Raw genomic sequence first — 15,901 nt, 5'->3', positions numbered from 1 at the left:
CGCCTCCTTAAAGCCCGAGAATCATTTTCGACACGATGTTCTTCTGGATCTCGTTGGACCCGCCGAAAATCGACAGCTTGCGGTTGTTAAAGTACTGGGGAGTAACCGGGGCGGCGTTCTCGTCCGACAGGAAGTCGCCCTCGTAATCCAGGTTCAGTTCCTCTTCCACGAAGGGAATGGCGTAGGGGCCAATGGCCCGGCGAGCCAGATCGTTGATGGTCTGGCGAATCTCGGTGCCGCGGACTTTCAGCATCGAGCTTTCCGCTCCCGGCATGCCGCCGCCCTCCACGGACGCGATGATCCGCAGGTTACTGATCGCCGCGGCCATCAGATCGATTTCAACCTGGGCGATACGCTGGCTGAAGGTGGCGTCTTCGATCAGGGGCTTGCCGTTCTTCAGACGACGGCTCGCCAACCCTTTCAAGTGCTCAAGTGCGGCTTTGGAAATGCCAATGCCGGCCAGGCCGGTGCGCTCGTAGGTGAGCAGGTACTTGGCGTAGGTCCAGCCCTTGTCTTCCTCGCCCACCAGGTTTTCTACAGGAACCTTCACGTCCTCGAAGAACACTTCGTTGACTTCGTGCTCGCCGTCCAGAGTGATGATCGGGCGCACGGTAATGCCCGGGGTGTTCATGTCGATCAGCAGGAAAGAGATGCCCTCCTGGGCTTTCACTTCGGTGTTTGTGCGAACGAGGCAGAAAATCATGTTGGCGTGCTGGCCCAGGGTGGTCCAGGTTTTCTGGCCATTCACAATGTAGTGGTCGCCCTCGCGCACGGCCCGGGTCTTGAGTGAGGCCAGGTCCGAACCGGCGCCCGGCTCGGAGTAGCCCTGACACCACCAGTCCTCGCCGCTGAGGATTCTTGGCAGGTACCTCTGCTTCTGCTCTTCGGTTCCAAACTTGATAATCACCGGCGCCACCATGTTGACGCCGAAAGGCACGGAACGGGGCGCCCCATAGCGAGAGGATTCCTCATCCCAGATGTGCTTCTGAACCGGGCTCCAATTTACACCGCCGTATTCTTCCGGCCAGTGAGTGGCGTACCAGCCCTGCTCGCTGAGTATTTTCTGCCAGCGCTGGTGGTCTTCCTTGGACAGCCGGCGGAACCCTTTTACCTTGGCGGCGATATCCCCCGGCAGCTTTTCATCCAGGAACGCGCGGACCTCATCGCGGAAGGCGAGCTCCTCGGTAGTGTAATTCAAGTTCATGAATAGCCTCTCTTGCTTGAAAGCGAAAACATATACCGCGTGGCAGAATATCTACATATTCGGAGATAAGAGCGGTACATGTCAATATAAATGCAAAAGTGTGTACCGCTAGGCGAAACATGGTATTCGGTGAGGAAGTAAAATCCAGGGCTTACCGAAAAGTCTTTCGCTGTCCATGCACTCTGAACCCCGTATTACATTGCGGAGTTTTAACCCGGAGTTGAGCTTGCATCCGGCCTGAAAGGCTATATGTTTGTATGAGCAAGTGCCTTTCCGCTATCAGCGCAGACACCAATTATGGCGAGTTGTTCCATTAACAGAAGCACCCTGAAGTTCAGCCTGCTGGCATTGCTGGTGACAGGCCTGCTTGTGGTGTTTCTCAATGGAACGTCGCATCCGGCACTGGATCCCCAGCTGGACGATCACTTTGCCCCCACGCTGATTTCAGCGGATGGGACAAGCGACCCTTCGTCGCCAGATGCATCTTTCTCGATCACCTCGCCCCTTCTGTTCCCTGCAGGGGACTTCCGGGCCGTCTACTCGGCCAGCCTCGACTTTATCCAGCCACCGTTTCGGCTGCTGAGCTATCCGGCGCTGCCTCAGGGCCCGCCCAGCCTCGTTTAACTCTGACCAACACGGATTGGTCCCTGCAGACGCAGGGGTCTCCAACCTGAATTCAGATTTACGAGGTTTGTCATGAACAGTGTATTCAACGCATTGCCAGTTCAGGATCTGGCACGGACCGGCGCGCTGCCTACCGCAAAACCCCAGTCCCACATCGGAAGCGACGATTCGGCCGTTCACCTGCTGAGGGATTTCGCTGAGCATAGATTGTCCGTCTTGAGTTCCGATATGTCCGTCTCCGAGGCGAGGCTGTGGATGAGGCTCGCCGACACGTCCTTTAAAGTAGTGGAAAACCAGGCGGGCGATTGCCTGGGGATTCTGGCCATCGAGGATGTGAATGGTGAGAAGGCCATGAGTGTCGCCAATCGACAAGGCGTCCCCCTGAAGGACGTTCGAGTGCGGGATATCATGCGCCCGATAAGCGAGTTGCCAGCTATTCATTATCGGGATTTGCGCGCGGCAACCGTGGGAGATCTGGTCAGTACATTCCGCGAAGTCCACGAAGGGTATCTGCTGGTGCTGGATGACGACAGGCGTCAGCCTTCACGTTCCTTTCTGCGCGGGCTGGTTTGTGCAGAGGAGCTGTTGCAGCGACTGGATCTCGCCATCGACCTGGATCACCGGGCAACCAAGTTCTATGAGATTGTCCATGTGGTAAAAGGCGGCTTCTGAGCTGGTTGATGTCTCCGGCGCAAATGAGGCGCCGGAGACACGTTGTCTTCAGCAATAGCATCGAAAAAATCGATGTTTCTGGCCCAGAAAACCGTATTGAACCGATGCGGTAATCACGTGACACTCTCTACGACTTTAGTCACACCAAAGGACGCCCATGCAGGACGCCCAACAAAAATGCCGGATGCGAGTTCCAAGCCTCTTGATGATTCTGGCATTGGGCCTGATTTCACTGCCTGCCTATGCCTCTGACGCCAACCCTGCTCCCCTGTTCTGTGAGTCGGGTTTCTGCCCGCTATTGTCGGATGTCACAAGCGACGGAGGTCTGGAGGGCGGGCTCTCTGATGGCAACCGCTCACAGGGTTTCAGTCTTCACCAGAACGGCATTCTTTCAGGTATCAAAGGCTTCTCGGGACTGGTCCATTGCGCCAGTTTTCCGGTCTTGCCGCAGGCGCCACCTGCCACCTGAGCCCCCAAGTCCAGAGGGCGTTCCTGCCCTTCGCAACAACCTTTCGACTCAAACGACTTCCATCACCTGGAGGATTTTCCATGGCTATACGGAAGCTGCTGATCGCCAATCGCGGAGAGATTGCGGTCAGGATTGCCCGGGCCTGCAGTGAACTGGGTATACGCTCGGTCGCTATTCATTCGGAGGCTGACGAGTACTCCCTGCACGTCAAGAAAGCCGACGAAGCCTATCAGATCAGCAAGGACCCCCTGTCGGGTTACCTGAACCCACACCATATTGTGAATATGGCAGTGGAAACCGGCTGCGATGCCCTGCATCCCGGTTACGGATTTCTGTCCGAGAATGCCGAGCTTGCAGCTATCTGCGAGCAGCGGGGCATCACCTTTGTGGGGCCTTCTGCGAACGCGATTTCATCCATGGGTGACAAGACTCAGGCGCGCCAGACCGCCGTTGCTGCGGGCGTGCCGGTGACTCCAGGGTCGGAAGGCAACCTTGCTGATGTCGAGGATGCCGTGGCCCAGGCCGCCGATATCGGCTACCCGGTGATGCTGAAGGCCACCTCCGGCGGGGGCGGCCGGGGTATCCGCCGCTGCGACAACGAAAAGGAGCTTCGGCAGAACTACGAGCGGGTAATCTCCGAGGCTACCAAGGCGTTTGGTAGTGCCGAGGTGTTTCTCGAGAAATGCATCATCGAGCCCCGTCACATCGAGGTGCAGATTCTGGCCGATACCCACGGCAACGTTGTGCATCTGTACGAGCGTGATTGCTCCATTCAGCGCCGCAACCAGAAACTGATTGAGCTGGCGCCGTCGCCGCAGCTGGAGGAAAGCCAGCGCGAATACATCGGTGATCTGGCCAAGCGGGTGGCGAAGCAGTGCGGGTATGTGAATGCCGGCACCGTTGAGTTCCTGCTGGACCACGACGGCAGTTTCTACTTCATGGAAATGAACACACGGGTCCAGGTGGAGCACACCATCACCGAGGAAATCACCGGGGTGGATATCATCAAGGCCCAGATCCGGATCGCGGCCGGGGAACCGCTGGGCCTCAGGCAGGAAGACATCTCCTACCGGGGATTCGCAGCCCAGTTCCGTATCAACGCCGAGGATCCGAAGAACGGCTTTCTGCCAAGTTTTGGCCGCATCAGCCGCTACTATTCGGCTGGCGGCCCGGGCGTGCGCACCGATGCCAATATGTACACCGGTTACGAAATTCCCCCTTATTACGACTCCATGTGCGCCAAGCTGATTGTCTGGGCCATGGATTGGGACGAGTTGATTGCCCGCTCCCGACGTGCTCTCGGGGACATGGGCATTTACGGCGTGCAGACCACCATCCCCTACTACAAGCAGATTCTGGAGCACCCGGATTTCCAGGCCGCTGACTTCAATACCGGCTTTGTGGAACGCAATCCCCAGTTGCTTGAGTACAGCAGCAAAACCCGCCCGGAATCCATCGCCACAGCCATTGCCGCCGCCATTGCGGCGCAGGCGGGCCTGTAAAAGAACATCGGAGAGATCCCAATGACCAAGCGCAAGATTCATATTACCGACGTTATTCTCAGGGACGCCCACCAGTCTCTGATCGCCACCCGCATGCGTACCGAAGACATGCTCCCGGCCTGCGAGTGGCTGGACCAGGCCGGCTACTGGTCCCTGGAGTGCTGGGGCGGCGCCACGTTCGACGCCTGTGTACGTTTTCTGAAGGAAGATCCCTGGGAGCGCCTGCGGACTTTGAGAAAGGCCCTGCCCAACACCCGCCTGCAGATGTTGCTGCGCGGCCAGAACCTGCTGGGGTATCGCCATTATGGTGACGACGTGGTCGAGGCGTTCGTGGCCAAGGCCGCCGAAAATGGCATGGATGTGTTCCGCGTTTTTGATGCCCTGAACGATGTGCGCAATCTGGAGACCAGCATCAAGGCCGTCAAGAAGGCTGGCAAACACGCCCAGGGCACCATCTGCTACACCGTGAGCCCGGTGCATGGCACCGATGCCTATCTGGAGCAGGCCAAGGCCATGGCCGACATGGGCGCGGACAGCATCGCGATCAAGGATATGGCCGGGCTGCTGACGCCGGCGGTAACCGCCGAGCTGGTCGGCAAGCTGAAGCAGACCCTGGATTTGCCGGTGTTCCTGCACTCCCACGCCACATCAGGTATGGCTCCCATGTGCCAGTGGGCGGCCATGGAAGCCGGCGTTGACCATATCGATACCGCCCTGTCGGCCTTTGCCGGCGGCACCAGCCATCCGCCCACGGAATCCCTGGTGGCGGCGCTGCACGATGCCGGCCTGGAAACCGGCCTGAACCTGGAGCTTCTGGACAAAGCCACCCGCCACTTCCGGGAAGTGCGCAAGAAATATCACCAGTTCGAGAGCGCCTATAACGGTGTCGATACCTCGGTGCTCCTGTCCCAGGTGCCGGGTGGCATGATGTCCAACCTGGCCAACCAGCTGAAGGAACAGGGTGCGCTGGATCGTATCCAGGACGTCTTCGAGGAAATCCCACGGGTACGCAAGGATCTCGGTTACCCGCCGCTGGTAACACCCACCTCCCAGATCGTGGGTACCCAGGCGGTGATCAATGTGCTGGCCGGCAAGCGTTACGAGTCCATCACCAACGAGGTGAAGAAATACCTCCAGGGCTGGTATGGTCAGGCGCCGGCGCCGGTCGACAAATCGCTCCAGCAGCGCGCCGTGGGCAAGGAAGAGCTGATTGAAGAGCGCCCTGCCAACCTGATTCCCCGGGAGCTGGACGAGCTGCGTAAACAGGTGGGCGATCTGGCAACCAGCGAGGAGGATGTGCTCACCTACGCCATGTTCCCGGACCAGGCCAAGGCGTATCTTGAGCAGCGGCGTGACGGCACGCTGCAGCCGGAGCCCCTGGAGCCGATTCCCACCGGTTCTTCGGGCGGCTCGGTCTCCAGCAAATTCAAGATCACGGTTCATGGCGAGAGCTACGATATCCACGTCACCGGCGCCAACCCCTCCGGTGAGAATGAGCGTCGTTTCTATATGACCGTTGACGGCGTGCCGGAGGAAATTCATCTTGCGTCATTGGGAGAAGATGGCGAGGGCGCCCGCTCCAGCGGTGGCCGGGCGACCGCCACCAAGGAAGGTCATGTGACCACCAGCATGCCTGGCAACATCGTGGATGTGCTGGTGAAGGAGGGCGACGAGGTTCAGGCTGGCGACCCGGTGCTGATCATCGAGGCCATGAAGATGGAAACGGAGGTGAAGGCCACCATCTCTGGCACCGTGCAGAGCGTCGCTATCAAGAAGGGAGACCGGGTTGTTCCAGGCGAAGTGCTGGTGGATATCGAATAACGAACAACGTCTGCCGAACCCAAAAAAGCCCCTCATGATGAGGGGCTTTTTTATTACGTGTCAGTCCAGCTGGGACAGGAATCAGCTGAACGCAGCGATACCGGTCTGGCCACGGCCCAGGATGAGCGCGTGGACATCGTGCGTGCCTTCATAGGTGTTCACCGCTTCCAGGTTCATCACGTGGCGAATCACGTGGTATTCGTCGGAAATGCCGTTGCCGCCGTGCATGTCCCGGGCAACCCGGGCGATGTCCAGGGCCTTGCCACAGTTGTTGCGCTTGAGCAGCGAGATGGCATCGGGTGTGACGGTGCCGGCATCCATCATGCGGCCCAGTTGCAATGCAGCCTGAAGGCCAATGGTGATCTCGGTCTGCATGTCCACCAGCTTTTTCTGGATCAGCTGGTTGGCGGCCAGGGGCTTGCCAAACTGTTTGCGCTCCAGAGTGTAGTTGCGGGCCGCGTGCCAGCAGAATTCGGCGGCGCCCAGAGAGCCCCAGCTGATGCCGAAGCGGGCTTTGTTGAGGCAACTGAAGGGGCCTTTGAGTCCCTCTACCTCAAGGTGGTTCTCTTCCGGAACAAACACCTCGTCCATGAAAATGGAGCCGGTTTCCGAGGCCCGCAGGGAAAACTTGCCCTGTATCTTCGGTGTTTCCAGGCCTTTGGCGCCCTCACGCTCAATCACAAAGCCGTTCACCTTGCCGTCGAGTTTGGCCCAGACTACACAGACATCGGCAATCGGCGAGTTGGTGATCCAGGTTTTGGAGCCGCTCAGCAAGTAGCCACCGTCAACTTTCTTGGCCCGGGTTTCCATGCCGCCGGGATCGGAGCCGTGGTTGGGCTCGGTCAGGCCAAAACAGCCAACGTACTCGCCGGAGGCCAGCTTGGGGAGGATGCGCTTCTTCATCGCTTCCTTGCCATAGGAATAGATCGGATACATAACCAGCGAGGACTGCACACTCAGGGCCGAGCGGTAGGCCGAATCCACCCGTTCGACTTCCCGGGCGATCAGGCCGTAGCAGACATGGTTCAGCCCCGGACCACCGTATTCTTCTGGCAGGGTCGCGCCCAGCATGCCGAGTTCGCCCATCTGGTTGAAGATGGTGCGGTCGAACTTTTCGTGCCGATTGGCCTCGGTGATTCCGGGCATCAGTTGCTCGTCACAGAAACTGCGGATGCTGTCTCGGACCTGACGCTCGGTTTCGTCCAGTTGGGCGTCGAAACCCAGCAGATCATTCCAGGGTGCGGAAGCCATTGTGTACTCTCCTGAAAGCGAATATCGGAAGCCCGACGCTAGGGGCGAGGGACCAATCTGTGCTATCTTTGTATCAACTGTGTTTCATTAAGCGAAACACAGTTTTGTAATTTGCTTCCGAAAGACTAATCCGGGTGTTGTGGAAATGCAAGCAGTGTTCAAGCCTGACCGGGTGCCCCAGTGCTGAGCGGTAAGCTGCAGTGGCTGGTGTCGATGGCGGTGGTTACAGAGCTGGTGGCCATCTGTGTCGATAGCCGCGAGCTCAGTGCTGTGGCCGGCGTCATGTTTGTCACCGCCTTTCTGGCGGGGGCCGGTCGCCTGCAGGGGTACGCCCGCATGCTTCTGGTTATCGCCCTGCTGACGCTGGGCGGTCTTGCCTGGAGTGGCTCTCTGCACGCCGGACAACTGCTGAAGTCGGCGTCTGACGCTGCTTTCTATTCCGCATTTCTGGGTAGCCTGGGCATGATGCAGTGCCTTGTTCGCCGGTTCGAGGTATTGCGCCGGATTCACGATGTGCTGCTGGGTGGAAAGCCTATACTGCTTTATCCCAAGTACGCCCTGGTCAGTTGCGGCGTTGCCACGGTTCTGAGCTTCGGCATGATGAACCTGCTATGCGGAAGCCTCTCTGAAACCCTGCGTGAGCGCGGCATCGGTGGTGAGTCTCGCCTGCAGTGGTTGCGCAGCGTTCTGATCAGTGCCCTGAGGGGGTTTGCTCTGGTGCCGCTGGTAGCACCCACCAGTGTGGCCGTGGCCATTCTTACCCGTGAATTGCCGCAGCTTAGCTGGTCACAGCTGCTGCCATTCGGTCTGGTCGCGGCGCTTCTGATGGTACTGATTGGCTGGGTACTGGAGCAGCGCCGCTTCCGGAAAGTCAGCAGTGAGCGCATCGCCGTGGAAGGCTGGCTGCCGGGCACCGGGCGTCTTCTGTTTCTTATCCTGCTGGTATTCACCGTTATGGCGGGCCTGGTCGCGACAACCGGTTTCAAGGTGTCGGTGGCGGCCATGTTGTCGGTGCCGACCGTGACGCTGCTGTATATGTTCTGGCAGGAACGGGGGCTGATGCCGGTTCTCAAGGAGGGTGCCGGCCAGGTCTGGGCCATGCAGAATGAAATGGCCATCTTCGCCGCGTCTGCCATCCTCGGTGTTGCCCTGTCTGCGGTCATTCCGGCGGATGCTCTAGCCGGCCTGGTCGCCACCGGTGGCGGCGTTTTCCTCGTCGCGATGGTTGGCATGCTGATGCTGCCCATGTTCTCCATGGTCGGAATCATCCCCATCACCGTTCTCAGTGTTCAGGCCGGTTTGCTGCCTCAGCTTGTCGCCGAGGGAATGGAGTTGCTGCCGGTCGCCGTGGCTTTGGTGATCGGCTTTTCCCTGGCCATGATGCTGTCGCCCTTTGGTCCGTCGGTCATGTTGCTGTCCCGGTTCGGGCAGATCCCCCGGTGGGTTGTGGCGTTTCGGTGGAATGGCCTGTTTGCGCTGATCGCGCTGCCTGTGCTGCTGGTTCTTACGGCGCTGGTGGCCTGGCTGGCGCCGATCCTGGACTGACCGGCGCTGCCAATGGCGTGGATCAGTAGCCCCGTTGGGTATCCACGATCCCCGTAATGGCACGGCCCTGGGCATGATCGCGGATCTTGCCGGTGATCTGCTCGATGGTGGCATCCCGGAGGGTCCGGGCCGAGATGTGAGGGGTGATGGTGATTTCTTTCCGTTGCCAGAACGGATGGCTCTCGGGCAGTGGCTCCTTCCGGAACACATCGAGGGAGGCGCGGAGCAAGGTACCGTCGTCCAGGGCCCGGAGCAGGTCGTCCTCGACCAGGTGTTCGCCACGGCCAACGTTGATCAATACGGCGCCGGGCTGAAGCTGGCTTAGCAGCTCATAATCAATGATGTCCCGGGTTTCGTTGGTCAGGGGCAGCGTGTTGACCAGAACCCTGGTGGCTTGCAGAAAGTCACCGAGCTGGTCCGGGCCGGCATAGGTGCTTACCCCATCCAGGCTATGCTCCCCGCGGGCCCAGCCACTCACCTTGTAATCCAGATCAGCCAGCGTTCGGGCCACCCGCTTGCCGATGTGCCCCAGCCCCATGATGCCCACCGGCCACTCGCTGCGTTTGATCGGTCGATGGATCTTCCAGATGTTCTGTCTCTGCTGCTCCCGGTAGGTTTCCATCCCGCGGCTGGCTTCCAGCAGCTGATGCAGCACGTACTCCGCCATCTGCACCGACATACCCGCGTCTTCCAGGCGCACAATCGTCAGGTTTTGGGGCAGGTTGGCAACCTTGAGCAGACCATCAATACCGGCACCCAGATTGAATACCGCTTTCAGATGCTTTTCCCGTTCGAACAGGGCCTCTGGTGGTTGCCAGACAATGGCGTAGTCCGCGTCAACCGCAGGCCCTTCCGGATCCCAGACGTAAACCTCGGCTTCCGGCAGCATTGCCTTGATGGGCACCGTCCAGCGTTCGGGTTTAGGGTCGCCTGCCACAAAAAGAACCTTCATGTTGCCTCCGGGGGTCGCCACAGGGAGTGTTGACTGTTAATTTGTTTTGCGATGCAGAATAAGATATCGGGCTAATGCTTTAAAGTCGGTATCATATACCGCCATGCGATTCCCAATATGAAACATAAGTGATAAGTGTTTCATATTTGGTACGGATTTTGAAAAGACTTTCTGGTACTTGATTTCTGCAGCGATTAAAATGCTTCATCTTTAGTTATTCATCGGATTAATAGACCGGTTTCCGGAGCGGGCGACGCGGTTGGAGGGCGTCCCATTATGGCAGGCAAAAAGCAGATCTCACCCGAACTGAAAGTGGCATCCACTGACGGTGAGCCCGTGAAGCCGGAGAAAGACCGCAAGTTTGTCGAGGCTCTGTCACGCGGCCTGGACGTGCTGCGCGCCTTCAGCCAGGGGCCTGTCATCCTCGGCAACCAGGACATCGCCCGCATCACCGGGCTGCCCAAGCCCACCGTGTCGCGGATGACCTACACCCTCACCAAGTTGGGTTACCTTAGCTACAACACCCAGCTGGAAAAGTACCAGCTCAGTTCAGGGGTGCTGGCGTTGGGTTATGCCTACGTGTCCAACCTCAAGGTTCGCCAGCTGGCCAAGCCCTACATGGACGAGTTCGCCCGCCAGACCAATATGTCCGTGGGGCTGACCTGCCGGGACCGGTTGCACATGATTTACGTGGAAAACCGCCTGCCACCGGAAGCCTCCCTGTTGCGCATGGACATCGGTCTGAAACTGCCCATGGCCACCACCTCGGCCGGCCGCGCCTACTACTGTGCCATCAGTGACAAGGCCCGCTTGGTCATCGACGATGCCATGGCCGCCAAATTCGGAGACGACTGGCCCGAGAAAAAGGCCGGCCTCGACCAGGCCATGAAGGATTACAAGGAACATGGCTTCTGCCTGTCCATAGGCGAATGGGACCGCAACATCAACTCCGCCGGCGTGCCCATCCACCTGCAGGACGGCACCATCATGGCTCTGACCTGTGCTGCACCGTCCTATCTGGTCCCGGCCGAAAAGCTTCGTGGTTCCATTGCCCATCAGCTGGCCATGCTGGCCGGCGATATTGAATCTTTGGGTGTCTGATAACAGCCGTGAAGTTACGAAGGGAGGTGGCGAGTAGGTCCTACAGAAACCGTGCGGAGCCATGGATGGCGGAGCCGAGCGTACACGGACGTATTCACAGCGTGTTTCTGTAGGGCCTACTCGCCACCTCCCGACAAGCTCCAAACCAAAAAAACCGCAGAGTAAAGACTGCGGTTTTTTTGTGCCTGTAGTTTAATGGATGGTTGAAACCACCAACGAACTTGTATTAAATCGTACGCATGTTTCGCTAGTTAAAATCATATTTCAGAAAGAATGCGAGGAGAAATCATGTCTGAGGTCGTTAGCTATAACCGGGAAGGCAACATCGGCGTCATTACCGTGAACTACCCGCCGGTAAATGCCCTCGGCCAGGCTGTTCGTTCCGGTCTGCTCGCAGCCCTGGAACAGGGGCAAAAAGATGCGGAAGCCAAGGCGCTTCTGCTGGTCTGCGAAGGGCGCACCTTCATTGCCGGTGCCGACATCCGTGAATTTGGCAAGCCCATGCAGGAGCCTACACTGCCGACACTGGTCAACACCTTCGAAAACAGCGACAAGCCGCTGGTCGCCGCCATCCATGGCACGGCCCTGGGTGGTGGTCTGGAAACCGCGTTGAGCTGCCATTACCGGGTAGCCCTGAGCAGCGCCAAGGTGGGCCTGCCGGAAGTGAAACTGGGGCTGCTGCCCGGCGCCGGTGGCACCCAGCGCCTGCCGCGCCTGACCGGTGCCCAGAAGGCATTGGAAATGATCACCACCGGTGAGTTCGTCGGGGCCAAAGACGCCCTGGCCCTCGGCATTCTGGATGCCGTGGAAGATGGCGACGATATCCGCGCTGTCGGCATGGCCTACGCGCAGAACGTGATCGACGAAGGCAAGCCGGTGCGCCGCGTTCGGGACATCACCGACAAGATCGACGCGGAAAAGGGCAGCGATGTTTTCGGCCAGTTTCGCGAAGGCCTGAAAAAACGGGCCCGCGGCCTGTTCTCCCCGTTCAAGTGTGTCGATGCCGTGGAAGCAGCCTTCAACCTGCCTTTCGAGGAAGGCATGAAGCGCGAGCGTGAACTGTTCATGGAGTGCATGGAATCGCCCCAGCGAGCGGGCCTTATCCATTCCTTCTTTGGCGAGCGTGAGGTCTCCAAAGTCAAGGGGCTGTCCAAGGACACGCCGGTTCGTGACGTGAAAAGCGTGGGCATCATTGGCGCCGGCACCATGGGCGGCGGTATTGCCATGAACTTCGCCAACGTGGGTATTCCGGTCACCATCGTTGAGGTTAAACAGGAAGCGTTGGACAAGGGCCTGGCGATCATTCGCCGCAACTACGAGAACTCTGCGAAGAAGGGCAAGCTCACCCAGGAACAGGTCGAGCAGCGTATGGCGCTGATCACGCCGAGCCTGACCTACGACGATTTCCGGGATGTTGATCTGGTGATCGAGGCGGTGTTCGAGAACATGGCCATTAAGAAGGAGATCTTTGCCAAGCTGGATGAGGTCTGCAAACCCGGCGCCATCCTGGCCTCCAATACCTCCACCCTCGACATCGACGAGATCGCATCCGCCACCAAACGTCCCGAGGACGTTGTGGGCATGCACTTCTTCAGCCCGGCCAACGTGATGAAGCTGCTGGAGAACGTGCGCGGCAGCAAGACTTCCGACGAGGTGAAGGCCACCGTGATGGCGGTCGCCAAGAAGATCAAGAAAGTCGGCGTCATGGTCGGTAATTGCTACGGCTTCGTCGGCAACCGGATGCTGCACAAGCGTGGTACCGAGGCCATGTCCCTGGTGGATGAGGGTGCCACCCCGCAACAGGTAGATAAGGTTTTGACCGATCTGGGCTTCCCCATGGGGCAGTTCGCCATGTCCGATCTGGCCGGTATCGATGTCGGTTACCGCATCCGCGAGGAGCGCCGCAAGGCCGGCGAGGATATCCCGGCCAGCTGGATGGACAAACTCGCCGAGCAGGGCCGTCTGGGCCAGAAGACCCAGGCGGGCGTCTACAAGTACGAGGAAGGCAGCCGCAAGCCGATCCCGGACCCGGAGGTGGAGCGGCTGATCGAGGAGTTCCGCAAGGAGCAGGGCATTACTCCGCGCGAAATCTCCGACCAGGAAATCCTTGAGCGTTGCATGTATGTAATGGTCAACGAAGGCGCCAAGATCCTCGAAGAGGGTATCGCTGACCGTCCCATCGATATCGACATCGTCTGGATCTATGGCTACGGCTTCCCGGCCTACCGCGGTGGCCCCATGTTCTGGGCTGATCAGGAAGGCCTGGACACCATTCTTTCGGCAGTGAAGAAGTACCAGGAAGCCGTTGGTGGTGAGCAGTGGGAGCCGGCGGCTTTGCTGGCGAAGTTGGTTGCTGAAGGCCGTAAATTCGGCGATCTTTAAAGGAGTATTGCTATGTCTGATGCAGTCATCGTTTCCACTGCGCGCACCGGTCTTGCCAAATCCTACCGGGGCTCTCTGAATAACACCCACAGTGTTGATATGGCGGGGCACGTGATCAAACACGCCGTTGATCGTGCCGGGATTGATCCGGCCATTGTGGAAGACGTGATCATGGGGGCGGCCTACCAGGAGGGCGCACAGGGTCGCAATATTGCCCGTCTGGCGGCCATTCGCGCCGGTCTTCCGGTGACTACAGCCGGCTTCTCCATCAACCGGTTCTGCAGCTCGGGGCTGCAGTCCATCGCCCTGGCTGCCCAGCGCGTCGTGTCCGAGAAGGTGCCGGCCATGGTGGCCGGGGGCGTTGAGTCCATCTCCCTGGTGCAGAACGACAAGATCAACCGCTTTCACGCCACCAACGAGTGGCTGATGAAAAACAAGCCGGAGCTGTATCTGTCGATGATCGAGACGGCGGATATCGTGGCCGAGCGCTACAATGTCAGTCGCGAAGCCCAGGATGAGTATTCGCTGATTTCCCAGCAGCGCACGGCGGCGGCCCAGCAGGCTGGAAAGTTTGACGATGAGATCGTGCCTTTCGATGCCACCATGCTGGTGAAGGACAAGGAAACCGGTGAGGTCAGTGAAAAGCAGGTGACCCTGACCGGGGACGAATGCAATCGCCCGAGCACCACGCTTGAGGGCTTGGCGGGTCTGGAGCCGGTGCGCGGCCCGGAGCAGTTCATCACGGCGGGCAATGCCAGCCAGCTGTCGGACGGCGCCTCGGTATGCACCGTAATGAACAGCACCTACGCCGAGAAGCACAACATCGAACCCATGGGGATTTTCCGGGGCTTTGCTGTTGCAGGCTGCGAGCCGGATGAGATGGGCATCGGCCCGGTGTATGCGATCCCGCGCCTGCTCGAGCGCAACGGTCTGACCATGGACGACATCGATCTGTGGGAGCTGAACGAAGCCTTCGCGTCCCAGGTGATTTACTGCCGTGACCGCCTGGGCATTCCCATGGAGAAGCTGAACGTAAACGGTGGTTCGATCTCTATCGGTCATCCCTTCGGTGTCACCGGCGCCCGCCAAACAGGCCACGCGCTGATTGAAGGCAAGCGCCGGGGCGCGAAATACGTGGTGATTACCATGTGCATCGGCGGCGGTCAGGGTGCTGCCGGCTTGTTCGAAGTGGTTTGAAGCCGACCTGTATGAAATCGGGGCCAGAAAAAGCGTTTTTCTGACCCCTTGTTCACCTAAAGGGGAGAAACATGGACAGACAAGCAAAAGCCGTCGTCTGCCGGGAATGGGGCCAGCCTGTTCAGGTGGAGACGATTACGGTGGAAGGCCCCAAGCGGGATGAAATCACCATCAAGATCGCGGCCTGCGGCGTCTGCCACAGCGATCTGTCTGCCACGACGGGCAAGATTCCCTACCCGCCTCCCCTGGTATTAGGGCACGAAGCCGCCGGTGTGATTGTTGAAGTCGGTGAGGGCGTCACGGCCTTCAAGGAAGGCGACCATGTGGTGAGCACCTTCATCTCCATGTGCGGAAAATGCAGCCAGTGTGTCCGTGGCCGCCCGGTTCTCTGCGAGAACGCCCGCAAGGCCATGTTCAACCTGCCGGATGGGACGGTGCGAACCAAAGGCGCGGACGGCGAGCCCCTGAATGTCTTTGGCGCCTGCGGCGTGATGGCGGAGTTCGCCACCATGCACGTGGACAACTGCGTCAAAGTGGATGAAACCGTGCCGATGCAGAACGCCGCCCTGGTAGGCTGTGCCGTGATGACCGGTGTCGGTGCTGTTTTCAACACCGCAAAACTGGAACCTGGTTCCCGGGCGGCTGTGTTTGGCATCGGCGGCGTTGGCCTTAACGCCATTCAGGGCTGCGTGACCGCTGGCGCCGAGATGATCGTGGCGGTAGACAGCAACCCCGTCAAGCTGGCGATGGCCAAAGAGTTCGGCGCCACCCACACCGTGAATATCAACGAGGTGGAAGACGCCGCCAAGGCCGTGAAAAAAATGACTGGTGGCGTCGACTACGCCTTCGAATGCGTCGGTGCCGGGCCAGTGGTGGAACAGGCGTATAAGAGTCTCGGCCGTGGTGGTACCGCCGTGGTGGTGGGCGTAGCAGATCCGAAGGACAAGACCTCGCTGACCACGCTCACTCTGCCCGCCGATGAGCGCACCCTGAAAGGCAGCTGGCTGGGTTCGGCCCGTCCACAGCACGATTTCCCCAGAATCCTGGGTCTATACAAGGCTGGTAAACTCAAGCTGGATGAACTGGTTACCCGAACCTACCCCATAGAGGACGCCGTGCAGGCGTTCGATGATATGGTGGCAGGAAAGAACGCCCGAGGCGTTATCGTATTTGAATGAAGG

The 15,901-nt window shown here is 59.2% G+C and carries 13 protein-coding genes; 10 read left to right on the top strand and 3 right to left on the bottom strand.

Features of this window, described 5'->3' with window-relative positions:
* Positions 1-7: 7 nt before the first annotated feature.
* Positions 8-1,204, bottom strand: a complete 1,197-nt coding sequence (locus ABNF92_RS09770) for an acyl-CoA dehydrogenase family protein (RefSeq protein ID WP_349344041.1) — start codon at positions 1,202-1,204, stop codon at positions 8-10.
* Positions 1,205-1,501: 297 nt separating this feature from the next.
* On the opposite strand from ABNF92_RS09770, the gene ABNF92_RS09765 reads away from it, so the two are divergent.
* From ABNF92_RS09765 to oadA, 5 genes are all read left to right on the top strand, one after another.
* Complete coding sequence (locus ABNF92_RS09765; protein ID WP_349344040.1) at positions 1,502-1,828, top strand: hypothetical protein; 327 nt, start codon at positions 1,502-1,504, stop codon at positions 1,826-1,828.
* A gap of 72 nt (positions 1,829-1,900) precedes the next feature.
* On the top strand, positions 1,901-2,500 hold the full coding sequence (locus ABNF92_RS09760) for a hypothetical protein (protein ID WP_153634255.1): 600 nt from the start codon (positions 1,901-1,903) through the stop codon (positions 2,498-2,500).
* A 157-nt stretch (positions 2,501-2,657) separates the two neighbouring features.
* Positions 2,658-2,969 (top strand): hypothetical protein, encoded by a 312-nt coding sequence (locus ABNF92_RS09755; RefSeq protein ID WP_349344039.1) that lies wholly within the window; start codon positions 2,658-2,660, stop codon positions 2,967-2,969.
* An 80-nt stretch (positions 2,970-3,049) separates the two neighbouring features.
* Positions 3,050-4,471, top strand: coding sequence for an acetyl-CoA carboxylase biotin carboxylase subunit (locus ABNF92_RS09750; protein ID WP_349344038.1), 1,422 nt, complete (start codon positions 3,050-3,052; stop codon positions 4,469-4,471).
* A gap of 21 nt (positions 4,472-4,492) precedes the next feature.
* A complete protein-coding gene (gene oadA / locus ABNF92_RS09745; RefSeq protein WP_349344037.1) occupies positions 4,493-6,292 on the top strand; it encodes a sodium-extruding oxaloacetate decarboxylase subunit alpha in 1,800 nt (599 codons plus the stop codon).
* 81 nt (positions 6,293-6,373) lie between these two features.
* Here the strand turns inward: oadA and ABNF92_RS09740 are convergent, their stop codons facing one another.
* The gene (locus ABNF92_RS09740; RefSeq protein ID WP_349344036.1) at positions 6,374-7,543 is read right to left on the bottom strand and encodes an acyl-CoA dehydrogenase; all 1,170 of its coding nucleotides are present in this window, start codon (positions 7,541-7,543) and stop codon (positions 6,374-6,376) included.
* A gap of 183 nt (positions 7,544-7,726) precedes the next feature.
* Between ABNF92_RS09740 and ABNF92_RS09735 the strand changes: the two genes are divergently transcribed.
* Complete coding sequence (locus ABNF92_RS09735) at positions 7,727-9,088, top strand: hypothetical protein (protein WP_349344075.1); 1,362 nt, start codon at positions 7,727-7,729, stop codon at positions 9,086-9,088.
* A 22-nt stretch (positions 9,089-9,110) separates the two neighbouring features.
* Here ABNF92_RS09735 and ABNF92_RS09730 read toward each other — a convergent pair whose 3' ends face one another.
* Positions 9,111-10,040, bottom strand: coding sequence for a glyoxylate/hydroxypyruvate reductase A (locus ABNF92_RS09730; RefSeq protein ID WP_349344035.1), 930 nt, complete (start codon positions 10,038-10,040; stop codon positions 9,111-9,113).
* Between the two features lie 276 nt (positions 10,041-10,316).
* Between ABNF92_RS09730 and ABNF92_RS09725 the strand changes: the two genes are divergently transcribed.
* The 4 genes from ABNF92_RS09725 (at position 10,317) to ABNF92_RS09710 (ending at position 15,898) form a co-directional block, all read left to right on the top strand.
* Positions 10,317-11,141: an IclR family transcriptional regulator gene (locus tag ABNF92_RS09725; RefSeq protein WP_014579059.1), complete on the top strand. Its 825-nt coding sequence runs from the start codon at positions 10,317-10,319 to the stop codon at positions 11,139-11,141.
* A 288-nt stretch (positions 11,142-11,429) separates the two neighbouring features.
* Positions 11,430-13,523, top strand: a complete 2,094-nt coding sequence (locus ABNF92_RS09720; RefSeq protein WP_349344034.1) for a 3-hydroxyacyl-CoA dehydrogenase NAD-binding domain-containing protein — start codon at positions 11,430-11,432, stop codon at positions 13,521-13,523.
* A gap of 12 nt (positions 13,524-13,535) precedes the next feature.
* On the top strand, positions 13,536-14,720 hold the full coding sequence (locus tag ABNF92_RS09715; protein WP_349344033.1) for an acetyl-CoA C-acyltransferase: 1,185 nt from the start codon (positions 13,536-13,538) through the stop codon (positions 14,718-14,720).
* A 71-nt stretch (positions 14,721-14,791) separates the two neighbouring features.
* On the top strand, positions 14,792-15,898 hold the full coding sequence (locus ABNF92_RS09710) for a Zn-dependent alcohol dehydrogenase (RefSeq protein ID WP_349344032.1): 1,107 nt from the start codon (positions 14,792-14,794) through the stop codon (positions 15,896-15,898).
* The last annotated feature ends 3 nt before the right edge of the window (positions 15,899-15,901 follow it).

Origin of the sequence: Marinobacter sp. MMG032, from assembly GCF_040112695.1 — a bacterium.
Lineage (GTDB): Bacteria > Pseudomonadota > Gammaproteobacteria > Pseudomonadales > Oleiphilaceae > Marinobacter > Marinobacter salsuginis.
The sequence above is the reverse complement of the archived record's forward strand: the minus strand, read 5'-3'. Positions and strand labels throughout refer to the sequence as shown.